The 21,531-nt window shown below is 66.0% G+C and carries 17 protein-coding genes; 9 read left to right on the forward strand and 8 right to left on the reverse strand.

Features of this window, described 5'->3' with window-relative positions:
* Positions 1-42: 42 nt before the first annotated feature.
* The 4 genes from cpaB to GA566_RS03260 all read right to left on the reverse strand — a co-directional run bounded on the left by cpaB (position 43) and on the right by GA566_RS03260 (position 4,084).
* Positions 43-888 (reverse strand): Flp pilus assembly protein CpaB, encoded by an 846-nt coding sequence (cpaB, locus tag GA566_RS03245; RefSeq protein WP_137927502.1) that lies wholly within the window; start codon positions 886-888, stop codon positions 43-45.
* 330 nt (positions 889-1,218) lie between these two features.
* A complete protein-coding gene (locus GA566_RS03250; protein ID WP_160471613.1) occupies positions 1,219-1,764 on the reverse strand; it encodes a prepilin peptidase in 546 nt (181 codons plus the stop codon).
* A 132-nt stretch (positions 1,765-1,896) separates the two neighbouring features.
* Complete coding sequence (locus tag GA566_RS03255) at positions 1,897-2,076, reverse strand: Flp family type IVb pilin (RefSeq protein ID WP_137927500.1); 180 nt, start codon at positions 2,074-2,076, stop codon at positions 1,897-1,899.
* 1,081 nt (positions 2,077-3,157) lie between these two features.
* The gene (locus tag GA566_RS03260) at positions 3,158-4,084 is read right to left on the reverse strand and encodes a LysR substrate-binding domain-containing protein (protein ID WP_137927499.1); all 927 of its coding nucleotides are present in this window, start codon (positions 4,082-4,084) and stop codon (positions 3,158-3,160) included.
* A 106-nt stretch (positions 4,085-4,190) separates the two neighbouring features.
* On the opposite strand from GA566_RS03260, the gene GA566_RS03265 reads away from it, so the two are divergent.
* A complete protein-coding gene (locus GA566_RS03265; RefSeq protein WP_160471615.1) occupies positions 4,191-5,477 on the forward strand; it encodes a nitrate/nitrite transporter in 1,287 nt (428 codons plus the stop codon).
* 95 nt (positions 5,478-5,572) lie between these two features.
* Entirely contained in the window at positions 5,573-6,334 is a 762-nt protein-coding gene (locus tag GA566_RS03270; protein ID WP_137928639.1) for an MHYT domain-containing protein, read from the forward strand.
* Between the two features lie 3 nt (positions 6,335-6,337).
* Here the strand turns inward: GA566_RS03270 and GA566_RS03275 are convergent, their stop codons facing one another.
* The 3 genes from GA566_RS03275 to GA566_RS03285 are packed head-to-tail and all read right to left on the reverse strand — an operon-like array spanning position 6,338 to position 8,312.
* Positions 6,338-6,874 carry a TPM domain-containing protein gene (locus GA566_RS03275; protein ID WP_137928640.1) on the reverse strand — a complete coding sequence of 179 codons (537 nt, stop codon included), beginning with the start codon at positions 6,872-6,874 and terminating at the stop codon, positions 6,338-6,340.
* Between the two features lie 9 nt (positions 6,875-6,883).
* Entirely contained in the window at positions 6,884-7,702 is an 819-nt protein-coding gene (locus tag GA566_RS03280) for a YgcG family protein (RefSeq protein ID WP_160471617.1), read from the reverse strand.
* A gap of 13 nt (positions 7,703-7,715) precedes the next feature.
* Positions 7,716-8,312 (reverse strand): LemA family protein, encoded by a 597-nt coding sequence (locus GA566_RS03285; protein WP_160471618.1) that lies wholly within the window; start codon positions 8,310-8,312, stop codon positions 7,716-7,718.
* A 370-nt stretch (positions 8,313-8,682) separates the two neighbouring features.
* Here GA566_RS03285 and dapA point away from each other — a divergent pair, with 370 nt between their 5' ends.
* Complete coding sequence (dapA, locus tag GA566_RS03290; RefSeq protein WP_160471620.1) at positions 8,683-9,570, forward strand: 4-hydroxy-tetrahydrodipicolinate synthase; 888 nt, start codon at positions 8,683-8,685, stop codon at positions 9,568-9,570.
* Positions 9,571-9,653: 83 nt separating this feature from the next.
* Here the strand turns inward: dapA and hemL are convergent, their stop codons facing one another.
* The gene (gene hemL / locus GA566_RS03295) at positions 9,654-10,946 is read right to left on the reverse strand and encodes a glutamate-1-semialdehyde 2,1-aminomutase (RefSeq protein ID WP_160471622.1); all 1,293 of its coding nucleotides are present in this window, start codon (positions 10,944-10,946) and stop codon (positions 9,654-9,656) included.
* 253 nt (positions 10,947-11,199) lie between these two features.
* Between hemL and GA566_RS03300 the strand changes: the two genes are divergently transcribed.
* The 6 genes from GA566_RS03300 to GA566_RS03325 all read left to right on the forward strand — a co-directional run bounded on the left by GA566_RS03300 (position 11,200) and on the right by GA566_RS03325 (position 21,520).
* Entirely contained in the window at positions 11,200-11,370 is a 171-nt protein-coding gene (locus GA566_RS03300; protein WP_008644874.1) for a rubredoxin, read from the forward strand.
* A 362-nt stretch (positions 11,371-11,732) separates the two neighbouring features.
* Positions 11,733-12,227, forward strand: a complete 495-nt coding sequence (locus GA566_RS03305; RefSeq protein ID WP_137926690.1) for a response regulator — start codon at positions 11,733-11,735, stop codon at positions 12,225-12,227.
* 31 nt (positions 12,228-12,258) lie between these two features.
* Positions 12,259-12,627, forward strand: coding sequence for a PleD family two-component system response regulator (locus GA566_RS03310; protein ID WP_137926683.1), 369 nt, complete (start codon positions 12,259-12,261; stop codon positions 12,625-12,627).
* A 91-nt stretch (positions 12,628-12,718) separates the two neighbouring features.
* The gene (locus tag GA566_RS03315; protein WP_137926682.1) at positions 12,719-13,264 is read left to right on the forward strand and encodes a chemotaxis protein CheW; all 546 of its coding nucleotides are present in this window, start codon (positions 12,719-12,721) and stop codon (positions 13,262-13,264) included.
* A 61-nt stretch (positions 13,265-13,325) separates the two neighbouring features.
* Positions 13,326-15,530, forward strand: coding sequence for a methyl-accepting chemotaxis protein (locus tag GA566_RS03320; RefSeq protein ID WP_137926681.1), 2,205 nt, complete (start codon positions 13,326-13,328; stop codon positions 15,528-15,530).
* Positions 15,531-15,568: 38 nt separating this feature from the next.
* Positions 15,569-21,520, forward strand: coding sequence for an Hpt domain-containing protein (locus GA566_RS03325; RefSeq protein WP_160471624.1), 5,952 nt, complete (start codon positions 15,569-15,571; stop codon positions 21,518-21,520).
* The last annotated feature ends 11 nt before the right edge of the window (positions 21,521-21,531 follow it).

Here is a 21,531-nt window from a genome sequence, read left to right on the forward strand (position 1 = left end):
GGCCTGCTTCCTCTGGTCAACGGGTGCCGTTGTAGTGGTGGTTCAGAAGCATTCCTGGTTGTGCTGGGTGCCGTTGATCACGCCCACGCAGTTGCCAGGCTTGCGCTCGGCCATCTGGCGCACGGTCACGGTCCGGATCGACGGGGCAGCCACGGCCACGACGGGCACCTTGAGCAGGGAATCCTTGGTGGCACCCGCCGTCTCGGCAGGACGCGGGTCTACCTGGTTGCGCAACACCAGGGAGAGGTTGCCCACGCTGCGCGCCAGGTCGATCTTCTCGGCTTCCTCGGGCGTGACTTCCAGCGTGACCGCATTCACGACCTTCGGCTTGGTCTCGTCGCGATTGACCTCTTGCGCCACGGCCAGCACCAGGATCTTCTCGAGCACGATCTTCGAAATCGACTGCTCGCCTTTCTCCGCGTGGCTGGCGCTGGGCTTGCCGTCCTTGTCGCGCTGCGTATTGACGATGATGTCGACGAAACTGCCCGGCAATGCAAAACCGGCCACGCCGACTACATCGTTCACACGTACGGTGATGGCGCGCTTGCCGCTGGCGATGACGGCAGAGAGTCCGCCCTTGGTACCCACCGGCGTGAGCTTGGATTCAAGGATCGGCTCGCCGCGCGTGAGGCTGGCCTTGGTGACGCGGCCGTCGAGCAGGTGCGCGTCGTTGACCACGCCGGGCGGCAGGCTGGCCGAAGGCCAGTCCACCAGCCGGATGGATTCGGCGGTGATCTGCTGGCCCAGGTCGATGTCGGCATTGGCGACAGCCACCTTGGTAATGCCGCTGGCGCCTTGCTGCATGAGCCAGCGGGAAGCCAGTACCACGGCGGTCAGTCCGGCAACGGTGGCGATCAGCAGCATGAACAGGATGCGGAGGTTCTTCATGATGGTCTCCGTTCAGAACAGGAAGGTGCGGCGGGCCCGCACGATGCGGCAGGCTGGCGGCGTGACGGGGCGGCCGGCTGGCCTGCCGCGCAACGGTGCCCGGCGGGCGCCAACGCTATGCCGCGCGGCGGTCTGCTGCACGGCGTTTCTGTGGCGATGTGGCGCTGCGCAGGGCCGGGCCGACCCCTGTTGCGCATGTGTGCGGCTGCTGTCTGGCATGGCCGTCTCCCGTTCCCGCCAACGTCCGGGCTGTGCCGGCATCGGCCTTGTACTTCGTTCTTGCGCACGGACGTTGCCGTGCGATTGCGCTCCGCGCCGGCAGGTGCCGGTTCAGAGCACCTCCCACTTCACCAGCAAGACGCCCGCCGCAATGGCAATCGCGTAGGGCAGCCGTGCTGTGGCAGAACTGCCGGCCTCGCTGGCCGGATCGATGCGTGCGGCGGTGGTGGCGGTGCGTCCGAAAGGCAATGCCATCAGCAGCGAACCCAGCGCGGTCAGCGCCTGCCGCGAAGGCCGATGCAGCAACATCGCCGCGAGTGCCAGCAAGCCACCGACCAGAAAGCTCGCCAGCGCGGCGTGTGCGGCGCCAAGTGGGCCCAGGAAGGCGCCCGCCGCCCCCATCAACTTCACGTCGCCGGCCCCCAGGCCGCCGAAGAGATAGATGGCCAGGAACAGTCCCATCCCCGTCGCCAGGCCGCCTATCCACTGCCAGGCGCCGGCAGTGAAGCCCAACGCCGCGATCTGGAAGCCCAGGGCGGCCACGAGTCCGGCAGCCACAAGGGCGTTCGGAATGCGGCGCGAGCGGGCATCGCTGACCGCCGCCACGACGACCATCGCGGCCAGGCCCAGGTTGGCAAGTGCGGCGAATGTGATCATGGCGGTTCCCCCGGTCAGGCGGTCGTTGTCAGCCGTGCGTCGGCACGATGGCCGGGCATGGCGTGGAAATCTGTGCTGGGTGGCGGACCGGCCCGCTGGCGCGTCGGGCCGGCCCTGCCTGCGGCGGCTGGCTCAGGCGCCCTGCAGGCCGGCGACGATGTTGCCCCAGATGCCGCCCACGGCAGCTTTCACGTCGCCGCCGAAGCCCACCATCACCAGGGCCACGAAGGCGAGCAGAAGGGCATATTCCACGCCCGCTGCGCCGTCTTCTTCACGAACAAAACGCTTGATTCCATCGAACATGGCTTTCATGTCCTTCTCCTTGACGTCATGGTTTTGGAAAAAAGCGCCCGCTGGAGGTCGGGCACAAGGTTTCGGCCGATAATGCTGACCGAGGCCAAACCGCAAAGCTGTCACTGACGTGGCGTCTGTGCGATTCCACCTGGCTCAGGCGATGCGTTTCCGGAAACAATCCGGTTGCACATCTTCGCCCGATGTCAGGCCGCTTCCGGCGGCACCAACATCCCGAGTGGGCGCCGTGGTCCGATCCGTCCTGCTCTCCAGGGATCGTTCCACGCCTGAATGCGCTGCAACTGCTGCGGTCGGGCCTGTTGCCGGCCTTCTACGCCTCGGGGGGCACTGCAGCGTGCCGCCCCTGTTTCGCTCCCTCGATCTGACCGTCTGGTCCGATCACCCGTCCCACTTGTTGTGTTCGGTCTGTGTGCCCTGGCTCCCTCTGCTGCGGAACCTGCTGGCCTGCCGTGGTTGCAGGGCATTGAGCGACGAACGTGCCACTGTCGCCAACTCATTGATTTTTAAAGGGGTGAGGGTTTGGCGATGCGTCGTGGACGAAACTGTGTAACTGAATGTTTCGAAACGCGAGCGTGATGCCGAAGGCAGAAAACGCGTAGAAACCCGCGAATTGGCTGGCAAATGTGCGGAGAAGCGTGCTTCAAACAGACGGCGCGGTATCGCAAGCGCCGCTTTGTAAGCGTTATGCAGCAAACGCTACAGATGGCCAAAAACGTTTCATTTTTGAAGCGCCTGATACGGCATTGAAGGTGTGGCCCATCCGGGGGAGGGTACTGTCCGGCTGAGGCCTACCCCCTGAACGGATGTAGCGCGGCATGCCCAGCAGCGCGTTGCGAGTACCAGGCGGGCTACGTCACGAGCGATCTGCGCCTCATCCTTTTGAACGATGCCGAGTGCAGATGGATCGTTCTGGATACCTGGCTATCGGCCTGATGGAGGAGAAATCATGCTCACCGGCGCCGGATCAAGCGATGGGCAAAATGGTTGCATTGATGAAACTTCAGGCGCTATGAGGCGGAAGTTGTTGCGAAATTGAAGTGCTTTTATGGGCCTATTTGACAGCTTCGTCATGCAATCTGTTTCAGCCTCGAGACGGCCATGTAGATTCTTCAGCCTGCGCCTTGAGCCAGGCATGGAACTGCTGGATGGCCTTTTCGCGAGGATTGCCCTCGCGCCACGTCACCCAGTAGTGCAGGCTCGACGGGATGCGTGTCTCGCCGATCTGCACAAGCTGGCCGCTCGCCAGATAGTCGTTGGCCAGTTGCGCACGGGCCGTGGCCACGCCCAGCCCGGCCACGGCGGACTGAAGCATCAGCCCGGCGTCCTGGAAGATCGGCCCGCGCTCGGGCTCCTCCGGCGGCAAGCCGGCCAGCAGCAGCCAGTCGCGCCATGGCCGCAGCGCAAACCGCAGCATGGGCAGGCGGGGCAGGTCGGCCAGCGTGAATCCCGGATAGCGCGCCAGCAGCGCGGGGCTGGCCACGGCGATGACATGATCTTCGATCAGGTTGTGGCATTCGAACCCGGGCAGGTCCACGCGCTGGTGCCAGATGCCGACATCCACCGAATACGGATCGGGCGGCGAGATCTCGGCATGCAGCCGCAGGTGCAGGTCGAGTTCGGGCGCCTGCGCGTGCAGGCTGGGCAAGCGGCGGATCAGCCATGCGTTGGCGAGGTCGGCCATCACGCTGACCTGGAGCCGCACCACGGGCGGGCCAGCCACGTCGCTGGCCTCGCGTAGGGCCGATTCCAGTTGGTCGAGCGCACCGCGCACCTGTTCCGCCAGCCGGGCGCCTGCGCTGGTGGGCGTCATCGTGAGCCCGGTGCGCCGGAACAGCTTGGTGCCGAGGTTGTCCTCCAGCGCGCGGATGTGATGACTGATGGCACTGTGGGTGAGCGCCAACTCTTCGGCAGCCCGTGAAAAGCTCCGGTGGCGCGCGGCAGCTTCCAGTGCCCGCAGCGCCTGAAGCGGCGGCAGGTGAGGCGGACGGGGCGGTCGGATATCGGACAAGGGCAGTGGGGGCGGGGCGGCTGGGGCGAGGTCGTCAAATTCTACTCACAATTGCGGCGGGTATCTTTCGTTGGATTTGCACCACGATGGTGATCACAATGGCGGCATGACTGCTTCCACTACTCAACCGGTGCCGCGCGCCGGTGTTCCGTCCACGGAGCCGCGCCACGCCTCGCCGGCCCGCTGGCGCGTGCTCGCGCTGTTTTCGCTCGGCTTCCTGGTCTCCTATATCTTCCGGGGCGTGAATCTCGGCTTCGCGCCGTTTCTCACGCGCGATCTCGGACTGACCGCTGGCGACCTCGGCCTGCTCACGAGCTTCTACTTCCTCGGCTTCGCCTGCGCACAATTGCCGGCTGGCATCCTGCTGGACCGCTTCGGTCCGCGCCGTACGGAAGCCGCGTTGCTGCTGCTGGCCGTGGCAGGCTCGTTCATCTTCGCCTTTGCACCGGGTATGGCCGGACTGGCGGCGGGCCGCGCGATGATCGGCGTGGGTGTCTCGGTCTGCCTTGGGGCGGCCATCCAGGCGCTGTCGATGTGGTTCCCGCTCGCGCGCATGCCGTTCCTGAACGGGCTGGTGATGGCCATCGGCGGCATGGGGGCGGTGGTCGTCGGCGCGCCGCTGTCTTGGCTGCTCTCGGTGACGGACTGGCGCACGGTCAGCATCGGCATGGGCGTCGTCTCGTTCGGCATGGCGCTGCTGCTCTGGTTTGGCGTGCCCGACGCCCGGCGTCCTGGCAAGGAGAGTTTTGCCGAGCAGATGCGCGGTACACGGCTGATTCTCGGCAGCGAGCGGTTCTGGCGCGTGGTGCCGCTGACGCTGCTGAATCAGGGGATTTTTCTGGCTGTGCAGACGCTGTGGGTCAGCGCGTTCATGCACGACGTGCAGGGCCTCGACGCCAGCGCCAGCGCGCGGCTGGTCTCCGTGATCGGCCTGGCGATGATGGGCGGGTGCGTGGGCGCCGGCTGGGCAGCGCGACATCTGGAGCGGCGCGGCATCAGTCTCTACGCGTTCGCGGGCTTCGGCATGATCGCGTTCATCGTGATCCAGTTGCTGCTGATGGCGCGGCTGCCGTTCATCCCGCTGGCGCTGCTCTGGGGCGCCTATGGCGTGTTCGGATCGAGTGGCATCCTGACCTACGCGCTGCTGGCGCGCCGTTTTCCCGACAACCTGATTGGCCGTGCCACCACGGCGATGACGCTGACCGTGTTCCTGGCAACCTTCGTGTTCCAGGTAGGCATCGGTTTCGTGCTCGATTTCTTCCCCTCCACCGATGGACGGCATCCTGTCTCGGCCCATCTGATGGTCTGGGGCGGGCTGGTCGTGGTGCAGGTGCTGGCCGCCATCTGGTATCTGATGGAGAAGAAGCCGCCGAAAGCGACGAAAGCGGCCTGACACCCCACTTCTGATACTCGTATGAGGTATTGGTGAACGTTTGAATCGCTCGCCACACTCTTCCGCATTGGACAACAGAGCCAAACGGAGGGGTCATGTTCGAGGGATTCCAGGCAGTGCCCGGTGCGGTAGTCCCGTACCAGTACAACTGGCCGATGGTTGGCCTGTCGTTTCTGATCTCGGTCTGTGGCGCCTACGTGGCGCTGCGCTGGTCGCGCGGCATTCGTCGAGCCGATGGGTCGATCGATGCCGACCGGCTGCTCTGTGCCAGCGTGGCACTCGGCGGTGGAGCGGTGTGGGCGATGCACTTCATCGGCATGGTGGCGTATCGCACGCCTACCGGACGCGAGTTCGACCTGCTGACAACGCTGGGTTCACTGGTCGTGGTCATGGCGTTCGTGGCCGCCGGACTGGCGCGGGCATCGCGCCACACAGGCAGCGTGCCGGGCAATATCGTCGCGGGCGGCGTGCTGACGGGGCTGGGCGTCACGACGATGCACTACACCGGCATGGCCGCTATCCATACCAACAGCCGTTTCGAATGGGACTGGAACATCGTCGCGCTGTCGGCGGGCATCGCCGTGGTGGTGTCGATTGTCGGCCTGTGGCTGGCAACGACCGTGAAGACGCGCGGCTGGCAGGTGGTGGCCGCGTTTGTGATGGGCGTGGCGGTCTGCGGCATGCACTACACAGGCATGGCAGCGGGCACGATGATCTGCACGAGCCGTACCTACTCGCCCACGCTGCTCGCGCTCGAAGGGACAAACATGGGCTACGCGATCTTTGCGCTGGCGGCTGCGGTGCTGACGTTCATCTTCATCGTCGAGGCAACCCGCAGCGCGGCGCGCGCGAAGTAGGGTTCAGAGGACGATGGGCCGGTCGTCGAGTTCGTTGGGGTTGTGTCCTGCCGAGGCCGGGAAGTGCTGGATCAGCAGCGCGTGAATCTGGGCGATGGCATGCAGCACGGGTTGGACGCAGAGCTTCTCGCGCAGGCCCTGCACGAGTTCGTCGCAGATGCCGCGCCACGCCTCGGCGTTGACGCAGGCATCGATGCCGCGATCGGCCAGTAGCTCCACGGCGTGATCTGCCAGATTGATATAGAGCAGCACGCCCGAGTGATCCTCGGTATTCCAGACTTCCAGCGCGCCAAACAGTGCACGCGCTCGATCACGCGGTGTGGTGCCGCGCCACGCGAGCCCCAGCGGCAGGCTGGATTCGATCACCACGCGCACTTCGCCGCGATGATGCTGCTCGCCCCTGTGCACGGCCACCTGGATCTGATGCCGCGCCTCATCGGGAAACGCGCGGCGCGCCACGCTCGGGCCGGTACCGAAATGCCGGAGCGTGCGCTGCAGCGAGACGCCGAGCGGAGGACGCGATGCCTTGGGTGTCTTCATCGCCGCTCCTTACCAGTTGCCCGAGGCGCCGCCGCCATCGAAGCCGCCACCGCCACCGCCTCCGAAACCGCCCCCTCCGCCACCGCCGCCGAAGCCGCCACCACCACTTCCCCAGTGGCGCCCAATCTCGTAGCCCGTCATGCCGCCCAGCCCGCCAGCCGTGCCCGACGGCCAGCCGCGGCGGCTCGTCACGACATAGGGCTGCCGTCCGCGCCGCATGAGCGCCGACACAAAGAAGAACACGATGATGGCGATGGGGAACAGCACAGGCAGCCAGTCGCCAAGGCCATCGTCCTTCGCCTTGGCGCGGTCGGGACCGGCCAGCCCCTCCTTGTCGATGGTGGCTTGTATCGCCGAGATGCCCGCGGCCAGACCACCATAAAAATCATTCTGACGGAAATGCGGCGCCATCACGTCGCGCATGATGCGGGACGACATCGCATCGGTCAGCGATCCCTGCACGCCGCGCCCCACCTCGATCCGCATCTTGCGCAGCCCCGGCGGGTTGTCCTTGGCGATCGTCACGATCACGCCGTCATCCACGCCCTTGCGGCCCGCCTTCCATGCCTCCGCCACGCGGATGCTGTACTGGTCGATGGTCTCCGGCTCGGTGGTCGGCACCATCAACACGAAGATCTGGCTGCCGCGCTGCTGCTCGTACTCGGCCAGCACGTTCTCCAGCGCATTGCGCTGGTCGGCGCTCAGCGTGTTAGTCAGATCGGTGACGCGGGCCTGCAGCGGCGGCACGGCCACGAAACCATCGGCCGCCCATGCGGGCACGGCCAGCAGCCACATCAGGCAGCAGAAGGAGATCAGCCTGCGCATCATCGTTTCGCGGCGCTCAGAACTTCACGGCCGGCGGCGCGGAGATGGCTTTCTCGTTCTCCACCGTGAACGATGGCTTGACCGGGTACTTGAACACCATCGCGGTCAGGTTGGTCGGGAAGCTGCGCGCCAGCACGTTGTAGTCCTGCACGGCGGCGATATAGCGCTGGCGGGCCACCGTGATGCGGTTTTCTGTGCCTTCGAGTTGCGATTGCAGATCGCGGAAGGCGGCATCGGCCTTCAACTGCGGATAGTTTTCGGCCACTGCCAGCAGTCGCGACAGCGCGCCGGTCAACTGACCCTGCGCCTGCTGGAATTTCGCGAACGCCTCGGGATCGTTCAGCGTCTCGGGCGTGACCTGGATGCTCGTGGCCTGCGCCCGCGCCCGCGTCACCGCCTCCAGCGTCTCGCGCTCATGGCTGGCATAGCCCTTGACCGTCGCCACGAGGTTCGGAATCAGGTCGGCGCGGCGCTGGTACTGATTCACCACCTCGCCCCACGACGCCTTCACGGCCTCGTCCTTCTTCTGGAAATCGTTGTAGCCGCATGCCGAAAGCAGGCTGGCGAACAGGGCCAGCACCAGCCAGCGGAACAGGGCGGAAGCATTGCGCATGGTGAGCACTCCGAAAATCGAAAAGGCAAATATGGAGTGTAGTGCAGGTGATGTGGCGGGGATGTTCAATTTCTGTGGGCGTCGAGCGAGGGCATGCGGCGTTTGGGCAGCCGTGGTAGATTCGCTCCCATGCCGCAGACAGCCATCCTTTTTGCCTCCGCGCACGTTCCCGCTTCGGGCACGTCGATGATGGCTGCCTGCGCCAAAGCCAAAAAACAGTCGCTCGTCTGACCGGAGCGCGCTGTTCCGTCAGATGGGCGACGGAACAGTACCCGGCCGGGGAGAGCGGACCTGCCTCTCTTTCTTCCCTTCACGCGTCCTGCAACGTTGCACATCGGCGGTTTCTCACCCGGTCGTACGGAGTTTTCCGATGCAAACGATGCAACATGCTTTTCAAGGTATCTGGCTGCCGCTGGTCACCCCTTTTCTTGGTGACGCGGTGGACCACGCGGCACTGGCGAACATGGTCGCCCGCTACCGCGCCAGTGGCCTGTCGGGACTCGTGGTCTGCGGCAGCACCGGCGAGGCCGCAGCACTCGACGAAGCCGAGCAACTGGCGGTACTCGATACCGTGCTCGGCGCTGCCGGCGACATGCCCGTGACGATGGGCCTGGCCGGTAACCATCTCGGCAATGTCCTGGCCCGGCTCGACCGGCTTGGCAACTTCCCGCTGGCGGGAGTGTTGGCACCGGCGCCGTACTACATCCGCCCGTCGCAGGCGGGGCTGCTCGACTATTTCCGTCGCCTGGCCGATGCGTCGCGTGCGCGGCTGGTGCTCTATGACATCCCGTACCGCACGGGCGCCACGCTGACCCTGGATACGCTGCTGCAATTGGCCGACCATGACAATATCGTCGCCATCAAGGATTGCGGCGGCAACGTGCAGACCACGCAGGCGCTGATCGACGATGGCCGCCTGGCCGTGCTGGCCGGCGAGGATCTTCAGATGCTGAATACGCTGGAGCGGGGCGGGCAGGGCGCGATCATTGCGTCAGCCCATGTTCGCCCCGAGCTGTTCGTGGCGATCTGGCGGGCGATGCGCGAAGGCCGGATCGACGAGGCACATCGCCTGTTCGATGCGCTGGTACCACTGATGCAGGCCCTGTTCGCGGAACCGAACCCTGGGCCGGTCAAGGCGCTGCTGGCGCAGCAAGGCTGGTTGCGCAACAGCCTGCGCGCGCCGATGACGGCGGCATCGTTTCCCCTCGCGGCACAGTTGGCGGCGCTGCACGAGGGGTTGGATGTGGTGTTTGCGTGAAGCGTTCGTGCTCCTCCCCTCGGTTTTGCTCCCCTCTCCCGCGAAGTGGGAGAGGGGAGCAAACCAGAAGCAGGTTGGAGCCTTCACCCCACCGCAAACGCCTTCTTCGCTGCCTCGATCGTCGTGGCAATGATTGCGTCGTCATGCTTCGCCGACACGAACCCGGCTTCGAATGCCGACGGTGCCAGATAGACGCCTTCGTTGAGCATCGCGTGGAAGAAGCGGTTGAAGCGGCCCACGTCGGCCTTCGTGACCTCTGCGAAGCTGGCCGGAATCTCGTTGGTGAAATACAGGCCGAACATGCCGCCGATGGCGTCGGCGGAGAACGGCACGCCGGCGGCGCGGGCGGCGGCGGTCAGGCCGTCGGTCAGCTTGCGCGTCTGCGTGGCGAGTCGATCGTAGAAGCCGGGCGCCTGGATCAGTTTCAGCGTGGTCAGGCCAGCGGCCACGGCCAGCGGGTTGCCGGACAGCGTGCCGGCCTGGTAGACGCCGCCCAGCGGTGCCAGCTTGGCCATGATGTCGCGGCGGCCGCCGAAGGCTGCGGCGGGCATGCCACCGCCGATGACCTTGCCAAGGCAGGTCATGTCCGGCTGGATGCCGTAGTGCGCCTGCGCGCCGCCCAGTGCCACACGGAAGCCGGTCATCACTTCGTCGAAGATCAGCACGGCACCGTGCTCGCTGCACAGGTTGCGCATGCCTTGCAGGAACGCCTCGCTGGCGCGCACCAGGTTCATGTTCCCGGCCACCGGTTCGACGATGACCGCGGCGATCTCGCCCTTGTGCTTGGCGAATGCCTCTTCCAGTTGCGCGACGTTGTTGTACTCCAGCACCATCGTGTGGCGCGTCACGTCGGCGGGCACACCGGCCGAGGACGGGGCGTTCTGCGTGGTGTCGGCAAACGTCAGCAGGCCCGAGCCGGCCTTGACCAGCAGGCTGTCCCCGTGACCGTGATAGCAGCCCTCGAACTTGACGATCAGGTCACGACCCGTGAACCCGCGCGCCAGCCGCAGCGCGCTCATGGTGGCCTCGGTGCCCGACGACACCAGCCGCACCTGCTCGATCGACGGCACAAGTTTGCAGATCTCCTCGGCCATCACGATCTCGGCCTCGGTCGGCGCGCCGAACGAGAAGCTCTGGACGGCGGTCTCCTGCACGGCGCGTACCACATCGGGATGGGCGTGGCCGACGATCATCGGGCCCCAGGAGCCGATGTAGTCGATGTATTGCTGACCATCCGCATCCCACATGTAGGCGCCATCGGCCCGGGTGATGAAGCGCGGCGTGCCACCCACGGAGCGGAAGGCGCGCACGGGCGAGTTGACGCCGCCGGGAATGGTTTGCTGGGCGCGGTCGAAGAGCTGTTGGTTTCGGGACATGGGAATCGGTTCGGGAAAATTCAGAGGATAGACGGGCGTCCGGCGGTGACAGGGGCGCATGCGGCGGGGCCAACTGGCCGGAAATCCAGCAAATCGGGTCCAAAAGGGTGCCGTTCGAACGGCATCTCCCCGCTAAATTGCGCGAACGCGGCGATATCGGGCCAACTACGCGGTTTCATGGGTGGCGTCATCGGCGCTGATTGGGTACCATCATGCGCTGGATTTTAATGGAGAGTGGCAAGCGCCTGCATATATGGAATACAAGACTTGGATGTGCCTGATCTGCGGCTGGATTTACGACGAGGCTGCCGGCGCGCCGGAAGATGGCATCGCCCCGGGGACCAAATGGGAAGACGTGCCCATCAACTGGACCTGCCCGGAATGCGGGGCACGCAAGGAAGATTTCGAGATGGTTGCGATCTGACGCAAACCTTCTACTGTTCGTCGCGCCGAAGCGACAGAACGGCAGGTGGCGCCGGAATGTCCGGAGTGTCCGGATTGACGGCCCCACCTTGAATCGTCACACTCTGCGGCAAAACTGAGCATACGTCCGGCCATCTGGCACCGGGCGTGGCTTGCAGTAAAAGAACATCGAAAACATTGCAGTGTCGGCAGCGCGTTCGGGTACGCGCCGCCACCGGCAAGCCTTGTCAGGGCTACCGGGATTTTGATTGGGAATACGGTAATCGGGGGCCGCCGGCGCGTGCATTGCGCATTGCCGTGCGGAAGTTCTCAAGTGAATGCCGACGCCTGTCGCAATTTCAGGCAGTTGGCCGCGGGAACAAGATGCGGGTCAATCCTACTGAACAAGACACGTCTGTCGATGGGGTCGATGGCGGCGGCATGGCCGGCGTCAGCGACACCGGCGCGCCACGCAAGGCCGCCACGAAGGTGCTCGTGATCGACGACTCCAGCACCATCCGCCGCACCGCGGAAATCTTCCTGACGCAGGCAGGCTTCCGGGTCATGCTGGCCGAGGACGGCTTCGAGGCGCTCGCCAAGGTTGGCGACCTGCGCCCGGACGTCATCTTCTGCGACATCCTCATGCCGCGTCTCGACGGCTACCAGACCTGCTCCCTCATCAAGAAAAGCCCGCGCTTCCACGCCATCCCCGTGATCATGCTGTCGTCCCGCGATGGCGTGTTCGACCGATCGCGCGGGCGGCTCGTGGGCGCCCATAACCATCTTGCCAAGCCATTTTCCCGCGAAGCCCTGCTGGAGGCGGTGCAAACCTGCCTGGGCGGCTGCGTGGCGGAAGAGGGCGCGGCCGAGGCGGCATGATCCTGCCGCCGCAGCATTCAGGAATACAACAATGACCATCAGCAAAATCCTCATCGTCGACGATTCGCCTACCGAAGCCCTGTTCATGTCCGACCTGCTCGGCAAGAAGGGCTTCAAGGTCTCGGTAGCTGGCAACAGCGACCAGGCCCTGGCCCGGCTGGAAGCGGACACCTTCGACCTGATCCTGATGGACGTGGTGATGCCCGGCCAGAACGGCTACCAGACCACGCGCGCCATCAAGCGCGACGACCGCTTCAAGGACATCCCCGTCATCATGTGCACCAGCAAGGGCCTGGAGACGGACCGCATCTGGGGCATGCGACAGGGCGCGTCGGACTACATCGTCAAGCCCGTGGATGGCGAAGAACTGCTGACGAAGATCGCCGCGCTGACCCACTGAGCCCGAGCCACGAGCCCGAGCCGCTCTCGGGCTTTATTGCTGGCTTCCGGCCAGCCCTTGCCTCACGACCCGCTTCACCGGGACCCCGATCATGAATGCGCCGCGCCAGGACATCCGAGCCCGACAGACCCGACTGCATGACTACCAGGCCATGCTGGCCCGACGCCTGCGCGAGGCGCGCAGCATGCCGGCCGTGGACAGCTACCTCGGCGTGCTGGTGGGGCAACGCCACTGGCTGCTGCCGCTGACCGAAACCGGCGAAGTGCTGGAGATGCGCGCGCCAGCGCCCGTGCCGCTGACCCAGCCGTGGTATCGCGGCCTGGTCAACGCGCGGGGCAACCTGCTTGGCGTGATCGATTTCAGCCTGTTTGGCGGCGAGGGTCCGACGCCAGTGCAGCCCGGCAGCAAGATCGTGGTGTTGTCGCGGCACGTGGAACGGGCCTGCGGGATCATCGCCACACGCGTGGTGGGCCTGCGCCACGCGGTGGACCTGACGCCGTCCGCGCAGTCCCCCGAGGGCGATGCCTGGCACGGCGCGCCGCTGGTGGATCGCGACGGGCGCGACTGGCGGGTACTGGACATCGGCCGGTTGCTCGACGCACCCGCCTTTCTCCAGGTGGGCCGCAGCGCGGCCTGACCGGCCGGGCGGACACACCAAGAACAATCGAATAACGCAAGAAAACGAACAGAGGGTTGCTATGGTTATCAAGAAGATCAGCCTGGGTCGCCGCACCTCGGCCGCTGGTGGGGCCGGTGGCTCGGCGAATGCCGACGCGCCGCACACTTCGGTATTCGCCAAGGCGGCCAGCAAGACGGGTGGTCTGGGCCAGAGTCCGGCCGGGCAGATGTCGGGCTGGCTGACCAACATGCCGTTCGCGTCGCAACAGCGTGCGCTGACGGCGGGCGTGGTGGTGTCGCTGCTGGCCCTGCTGGCCTCGGTCTATCTTGATAACCGGCAGGCTACCAACGGCGCGGCGCAGATCGAAATCACCGGCAACATGCTGATGCATTCGCAGCGTCTGGGCAAGGCGGTGCCGGTGGCGTTGCTCGGTAACGCGCAGGCATTCACGCAGCTGCGCCAGTCGAAGGAGCAGATGACGGCCGACTTGCTCGCGCTGCAGAACGGCAGCGACGAGATGCACGTGCGCGCGACAACGGGCGAGGCCGTGCCGCTGCTCGATAAAGCGCAGACGTCGTGGAAGCGCTCCGAAAAGAGCGCGGCCGACGTGCTGGCCCAGCAGCCCATCCTGACCACGATCGGCCAGACGCTGCAGATCTTCAATGCATCGAACCCCGAGCTGCTCGAAGCCGCCGAGCAGGTGGCGGCGATCAAGCTCCAGGCGGGCTCGAATACCCGCGAGGTGGCTGCGTCCGCGCAGCTTGTGATGCTGACGCAGCGCCTGGGCAAGAACCTGAACGAGTTCCTTTCCGGCGAAGGCGTGAACCCGGAGACGGCGTTCCTGCTGGGCAAGGACACCAACACCTTCCGCGAAACGCTGGACGGCCTGACCAACGGCTCCGAGGCGCTGCGCCTGTCGCCGGCCAACGATGCCGAGACGCGCACGTACCTGAAGCAGCTTTCGGAGCGATTCGAGGCGGTGCAGAAGACCACGCAGACCATCCTGCAAAACCTGCCGGGCCTGATTGCTGCCAAGCGCGCGCAGCAGCAGATCTTCAACGACAACGAAGCCCTGCGCGGCGAACTGTCGCAACTGCAGACCACGTATGCCGAGGGCGCGCGGTTCCGACCGTGGACGCTGGGCGCGATGATCGCCTCCGCGGTGGCCACGCTGCTGTGCCTGGCCGGGCTGGCGGCGCTGTACCTGCGCGATTCGCGCGTCCGTACACTGGAAGCCGAGGCGCGCGAACGCGAGGCCGAAGCCCGTCGTCTCGACGAAAAGCGCAACAACGACACCACCCAGAAGGCCATTCTGCAACTGATGAACGAACTGCAGGACATCGCCGACGGCGACCTGACACGCCAGGCCACGGTGACCGAAGACATCACCGGCGCCATTGCCGACTCGGTGAACTACACGGTGGAAGAACTGAAGGAACTGGTGGGCCGCGTGCAGCAGACCGCCGGGGAAGTGCAGACCGCATCGTCGCAGGTGCAGGAGACCTCGGTCCAACTGGCCGCGACGACCGAGGAACAGACGCGCCAGATCCGACAGACCGGCGAGTCCGTCGTGGAGATGGCGGATCGCATCACGCAAGTATCGCGCGGCGCAGCCGAATCGGCCAATGTGGCGCGCGCCTCGCTGGCCGCTGCCGAACAGGGCCAGAACGCGGTGCAGAACGCCATCGCGGGTATGAACGGCATCCGCGAGCAGATCCAGGAAACCTCGAAGCGGATCAAGCGGCTGGGCGAATCGTCGCAGGAGATCGGTGAAATCGTCGAACTGATTTCGGACATTACCGAGCAGACCAACGTGCTGGCACTGAACGCTGCCATCCAGGCGGCGTCCGCGGGTGAAGCGGGTCGCGGGTTCTCGGTGGTGGCCGAAGAAGTGCAGCGCCTGGCTGAACGTTCGGGCGAAGCTACCAAACAGATTGGCGCCCTGATCCGCACGATTCAGACCGATACGCAGGACGCGGTCCACGCCATGGAGCAGAGCACGGCCGGCGTGGTCGAAGGGGCACGCCTCTCGGACAACGCCGGTGCCGCACTGGTGGAGATTGGCCGCGTGTCGCGCCAGTTGGCCGAGCTGATCGAGCAGATCTCGCAGACCACGTCGCACGAGGCCGGTCTGGCCACCAACGTGGCGCACCACATCGAAGGCATCCTGGAGGTCACGGCCCAGACGACGGCCGGTACGCGCCAGACCGCTACCTCGGTGCGCCAGCTGACGGCGCTGACCGAAGAACTCCGTAACTCGGTATTGCGATTCAAGATCGCCTGAGGCGGGCCCGTTACCTAACGGGCACACCGGAACTCGTCATGTCCTTGCATTCAACAGTTACCAGCGACGTGGCCGATCCGGCCGCTTCGCAACCGCCCGTCGCCGCCGAGCATGAGCCACTGATCCCGGCGGCTCCGCCGGCCGCGCCGCTGCGCGACCTTTCCGTGCTGGCCTGGCTGGCGCCGAGCCTGCGCACCGCGCTCGACGATGCAGCGGCCGAGTTGGGCCACTATGTCGACGAGATCCGCCAGACGCCCGAGGCGCTGGGCGCGCGCGACACCACCTCGCTGCGCCTGGCGGGCCAGCAATTGCATCAGGCCGCTGGCGCGGTGCATATCGTCGGCCTGCGCGGCGTGGATGCCTATTGCCAGGCGCTGCGCCGGTTGCTGGAAGCGGTCGATACGAGTGCCGTGCCTGCCGATGCCGGCACACTGGCGGTGTTTCGCACAGGCGTGCAGGCACTGGCGGAATATGTGGACGACCTGATGGCCGGCGACGCGGAAGATCCGTTGCGCCTGTTCCAGCCCTATGCCGCCGCGCTGTCCTTGATAAAGGAAGAGCGCATCCATCCGGCCGACCTCTGGGGCGAAGAGTTGCAGATGCTGCCCGGCATCGTGCTGCCCACGCTTTCGGCGTCGGCGGTCACGCGTGCGCGCCAGCGTTTCGAAGCCGCGCTGCTCAAGGCGCTTCGGCTGCCTACCCCATGCACGGACGCTTCGCTGCTGCGTGAAGCGTGGCTGCCGCTGCAGGCGGCACTCGACGAAGTACGCCATCACGAACAGGACGCCCGCCGCACCACTGATACGCCCGATCGTGGCATCTGGCACACGCTGGCCATGGTGTTCCGGGCCCTGGCGCATGGCCTGCTGCCGTCGGACCTGCTCGCCAAGCGATTTGCCGCGCGCGTGCACCTGTTGGTGCGCCAGTACCTGCAAGGCCAGGTTCGCGTGCCGCAGGCTCTGCTCAACGATGCGGTGTTCTTCCTCGTCAATACCGGCCTGACACCCGATGGTGATCCTGCTACGACGCCGCCTGCGACGCAGGCGTCCATCGGCGTGCTGCGTGCGGACATCACGCGCTCGCTCCAGGCCTTCCGTGTGGATGCAGCGCACGCGGTGGCGCGGGCCGATTTCCAGCAGCGTTACTACGGCTGGCTCGATCCGATCGATACCCGCAACCTTCAGCACGCGGCCACTGCCATCGGCCGTGCCGCCAGTGACGATCAGTCAGGCTGGGAACTGGCGCTGGCCTCGCTGGCCGAGGCGGCGATGCCGCTGGCCCAGCCCGCGCTGCAACAATGTCTGACGGCCGCCGCCGCGTATGCAGGACAGCGTCCTGCCGGCGATGCGCTAGGCCGCGCCGGCGTGGCGCTGTTCCTGTCGCGCGCACTCGCCATGCCGTGGCGCGTGCATGGCAAGTCCGGCCACATCGCCGCACGGATCTTTGCGGAGCAGTGCGCGGTCCTGGAAGGCGCTTTGGGCGATGCTGCTGCCACCGCGCCGGACTGGCTGGCGGAGATGGTGCAGGTGGCTGGCGCCCAGGCGCAACGTGCCGAAGCCGTGTCCCAGTTGCGTGCCCAGCTTGACAGCGGGGAATCGTGGCTTGATACGTATGACCGCAATGCGGCGCGTGCCGATGCGCCGCAAGCGCTGGATGACGCCGCCCAGGCTTTCGGGGCATTGCTGGCGACGCTGGAAAATATCCATGGCAGCACGGCCATGCCCGAAGGTGCCGACGAGCCTGCCGACGCCGCGCTGGCAGCCGCACGCTCTGTGATGGGGCGGCTGGCCGTGCTGCGCGAGACCGAACACGAGACCGCCCGCGTCGATCAGCTTTCCGACATCGCGGCCGAGCTGGGCGCGGTCCATTCGTTCGCGGACCTGCTCGAATTTGGCCGCAAGCCCGGTGCCGATGCGGAGGACGATCCCTTGGCATGGATTGCCTCGGAGCACGAGAGTCTGCCGCAGGGTACGCTCGGCGCGGCCCGGAGCGCCGCCATGGATGCGATCCGCGTGGCGGCTGCCGCCGATTCTCCCGAAATTCAGCGGCTGCGCGCCGCACTGCAGGCTGTGGCCGACCATGCCACCATCGACGATAACGCCACGCTGCGCCGCCAGGCCAGCGAGGCGGCGACGCAACTGAACGCCTGGCTGGCCGGCAGCGATTCCGCCGCCGAGCGTCTGGTTGTGGCACTGGCCGATCCGATACCTGCTGCAGCTGCGCCGGCCGCACCGCTGCCGATGACGGCACCCGTGCCGGTCGATGCGGCGGCCATCGACGCAGAACTGCTCGAGATCTTCCTGTTCGAGGCCGAGGAAGTGCTCGGCAACATCGCTGCCGATATGGCGGGTGGCATCGACGCGCTGGGCGATGCCGACGCGCTGAGCCGCCTGCGCCGCGCGTTCCATACCTTGAAGGGCTCCAGCCGCATGGTGGGCCTGAATCGGTATGGCGAAGCGGCGTGGGCTGTGGAACAGGTGATGAACCTGTGGATCGCCGAGGGTCGCGCTCCGCTGCCGGCATTGCTGACGCTGCTGAACCAGGCGCATGACCTGCTGCGCGAATGGGCGCTGGCGCTGCGCGACGATTCGTCCACGCTGCGTGATATCGCGGCATTGGTGGATGCGGCGCAGGGCGTGCGCGAGCCGGGTTCGGTTCAGGCGGTGCCGGAATCCAGGTCCGTCGATGCTGTGGATGCCATCTCTGCCGGGGATCCGCTCGATGCCCTGCTGGTCGAGGCCGAAGCCATCGAGATTCCAGCCCTGCCCGATGAACCTATCGTTCCGGAGGGCAATGCCGACATCGACAGCAACGTGCTGCCGTTCCGCCTTGGTGGTGGGCTGGCCGACGAGGACGACCACTACAAGGTTATCGGCCCGGTTCGCATCGGGCTGGCGCTCTATAACGTCTATTTGCAGGAAGCCGACGATCTGCTGCGGCAGTTCGCCACGGATCTCTCCGAGTGGAAGCACGAGAACCATCCGTGCCCGAGCGAACTCGCGCTGCGCGTGGCACACACGCTGCAGGGCAGCGCATCGACAGTCGGCCTGACACCGGTGCGCGATATCGCCGAGGCGCTGGAACAACTGCTGTTGCTGCTGGGCCGTCATCCGGTGGTGATGCATCCGGCCGACTTCCGTCTGCTCGATATGGCCGTGGACAGCCTGCGCGCGATGCTGCACCAGTTCGCTGCCGGCATCTGGCCCGATGCGGATCCGTCGCTGTGTCGCGACCTGAACGATTTTGGCGAACGCGCGCTGGTGCGTCCGCGTGCGGCGGTGCCGCCCGAGCAGTCCGCCGGGCAGGAGGGCTCTGTCTCGCAGTTGTTTGGCAGCCAGCCGCCGTCGCCTGTGTCGCCGCTGCCCGAGATCGACAATGCGGCGCAAGCGCCCGCGCCCGGGTTGCCGCCGGTGAAGCTGACGCCTGTGGTGTCGCTCCCGCCGATCGTGCCGACTCCGGCTGCCATCACCCCGGTCACGGAAGTCCATGACGCGGTGGTGATCACGATGCCGACGCCGCGTCACGATTCCGTTGCCGTGGCACACGTATCGGCCAGCTCGCCCGATGTTCCAGAGACGCTGCCCGAGGTGCCGACCGATGCCTCGTCGCTCGACCCCGCACTCGTCGAGATCTTCCTCGAAGAAGCGCAGGGTGCCTTGCCGGATCTTGGCAAGCTGGTGCGGACGTGGGAAGCCTCGCCCGAGGAGTTGCAGCAGGGCGGGTTGATCCTGCGCGGGCTGCACACGCTCAAGGGCAGCGCCCGCATGGCCGGGGCAATGGCGCTGGGCCAGGCAGCGCACGAAATGGAAACGCTGCTGGATGCCAGCGTGCGCGGCCAGCGCGTGACCCCCGACTTGTTCGGCAAGCTCTACGCCTGGTACGACCGCATCCTGGCGCACGTCGAGGCATTGCAGAACGGCCAGTTGCTGCCGGTGGACGATGCGGACGTGGTGAACGGACTTGTCGCTGCCGCGCCGGAGCCAGCTTCTCCATCGCAGGCGCTGGTGCCAACGCAGGTCATCGCGCCGCCATCGATCCAGCCCGTCGTGGCGCTGCCGACCGATGCCGAACGCCAGCGCGCGCTGGTGCGCGTGCAGGCTCGCACGCTCGATACGCTGATCAACGATGCCGGCGAAGTGGGTGCCACACGTGCCCGTCTCGACAGCGAACTGCTGGCGCTGCGCAGTTATCTTGGTGAACTGAACGACAACGTCGCGCGTCTGCGCATGCAGCTGCGCGAGATCGAAATCCAGGCCGAAACGCAGATGGCGTCGCGTATTGCGGACGCCCAGCACAACCAGGAATTCGATCCGCTCGAGTTTGACCGTTTCACGCGCTTCCAGGAACTGACGCGGATGATGGCCGAGTCGGTGAACGACGTGGCAACCGTGGAGCAGAATCTGCAGCGCGGCTTCGACCGCGCCTCGGGTGACCTCGCCGCACAGGCACGGCTGACGCGCGGGCTGCAACGCGGCCTGATGCAGGCGCGCATGGTGCAGTTCGATGCGCTGGCCGAACGGCTGTACCGTGTGGCACGCCAGTCTGCCACCGAAACCGGCAAGGAAGTGCGCCTGCTGATCAAGGGCGGTACGGTGGAAATCGACCGCTCGGTGCTGGACCGCATGGCTGGCCCCATCGAGCACTTGATCCGCAATGCCGTGGTACATGGCATCGAACCGGCGGAGACGCGTCGCGCGGTGGGCAAGTCGGCCACTGGGGCGCTGACGCTGGAAGTGCAGCAAGAAGGCAACGAGGTCGTGCTGACGTTCTTCGACGACGGCAGCGGCCTGGACCTCGGCCGCATTCGCGAGCGCGCGGTGTCGCGACATCTGCTGGCCGCCGACGAGGATGTCAGCGAGGCGCGTCTGACCGAACTGATCTTTGCGCCGGGGTTCACCACCGTCGATACGGTGTCCGAACTGGCGGGACGCGGCGTGGGCATGGACGTCGTGCGCTCGGAGACCGTGGCACTCGGCGGCCGGATTACGCTCTCTACCGAGGCAGGACGCGGCACGAGCTTCACGGTGCATCTGCCGCTGACCACGGCTATCACGCAGGTGCTGCTGGTGTCGCTGGGTGGTCGCCTGTACGCGATCCCGAGTGGCATGATCGACCAGGTCCACCAGTTGCGCGAAAAGCCGCTGCTCGATGCATACAACGCGGGCCGCTTTGCTGCCGGCGGACTGGAAGCACCGTTCTTCTACTTCGGCGCGCTACTGGAAGAAGTGGCGGCGATGGGCTCGGGCCGCAAGTATTCTCCGGTGGTGGTGGTGCGCTCGGGCGCCGAACGCGTGGCCGTGCATGTGGACGACGTGATCGGCAATCGCGAAGTGGTGGTGAAGCACATCGGCCCCCATCTGGCACGTCTGGAAGGTATCGCCGGTGCCACGACGCTGGGCGATGGCGAGATCGTGTTGATCTACAACCCGGTGGTGCTGGCCCAGCGCTGGGTACGCGAACGCGGCGAGGCATCGCCCGCTGTGCCGCTGCTGGTGGCGGGGGTGCCGCCGCAGATGGGCGCTGTGGCCGAGTTGGTCGATGCCAATACCTCGGTACCGGTCGCCGGTCTGCTGACCCAGCCAACAGTCATGGTGGTGGACGATTCGCTGACGGTGCGCAAGGCCAGCCAGCGTCTGTTGACGCGTGCGGGATACAAGGTGGTACTGGCGCGCGATGGTGTGGATGCGCTGAAGCAACTGCAGGAAGTGATGCCCGATGCCATGCTGGTCGACATCGAGATGCCGAATATGGACGGCTTCGACCTGACGCGCAACGTGCGCGCCGACAACGACACCAACCACATGCCCATCGTCATGATCACGTCGCGCACGGCAGAGAAGCACCGTCGCTACGCCGCGGAGATCGGCGTGAACGTGTACTTGGGCAAGCCGTTCAACGAGGATGAGTTGCTGCGTACGCTGCAGCAGCTGATCGGGGAAAAGGCGGAAGGGACAGCGGGGTCGGTGGCGCAGATGTTGGGGGATGCTTAAGCATTAAATCT

This window comes from Cupriavidus sp. SW-Y-13 (genome assembly GCF_009793345.1).
Classification (GTDB): Bacteria; Pseudomonadota; Gammaproteobacteria; order Burkholderiales; family Burkholderiaceae; genus Cupriavidus.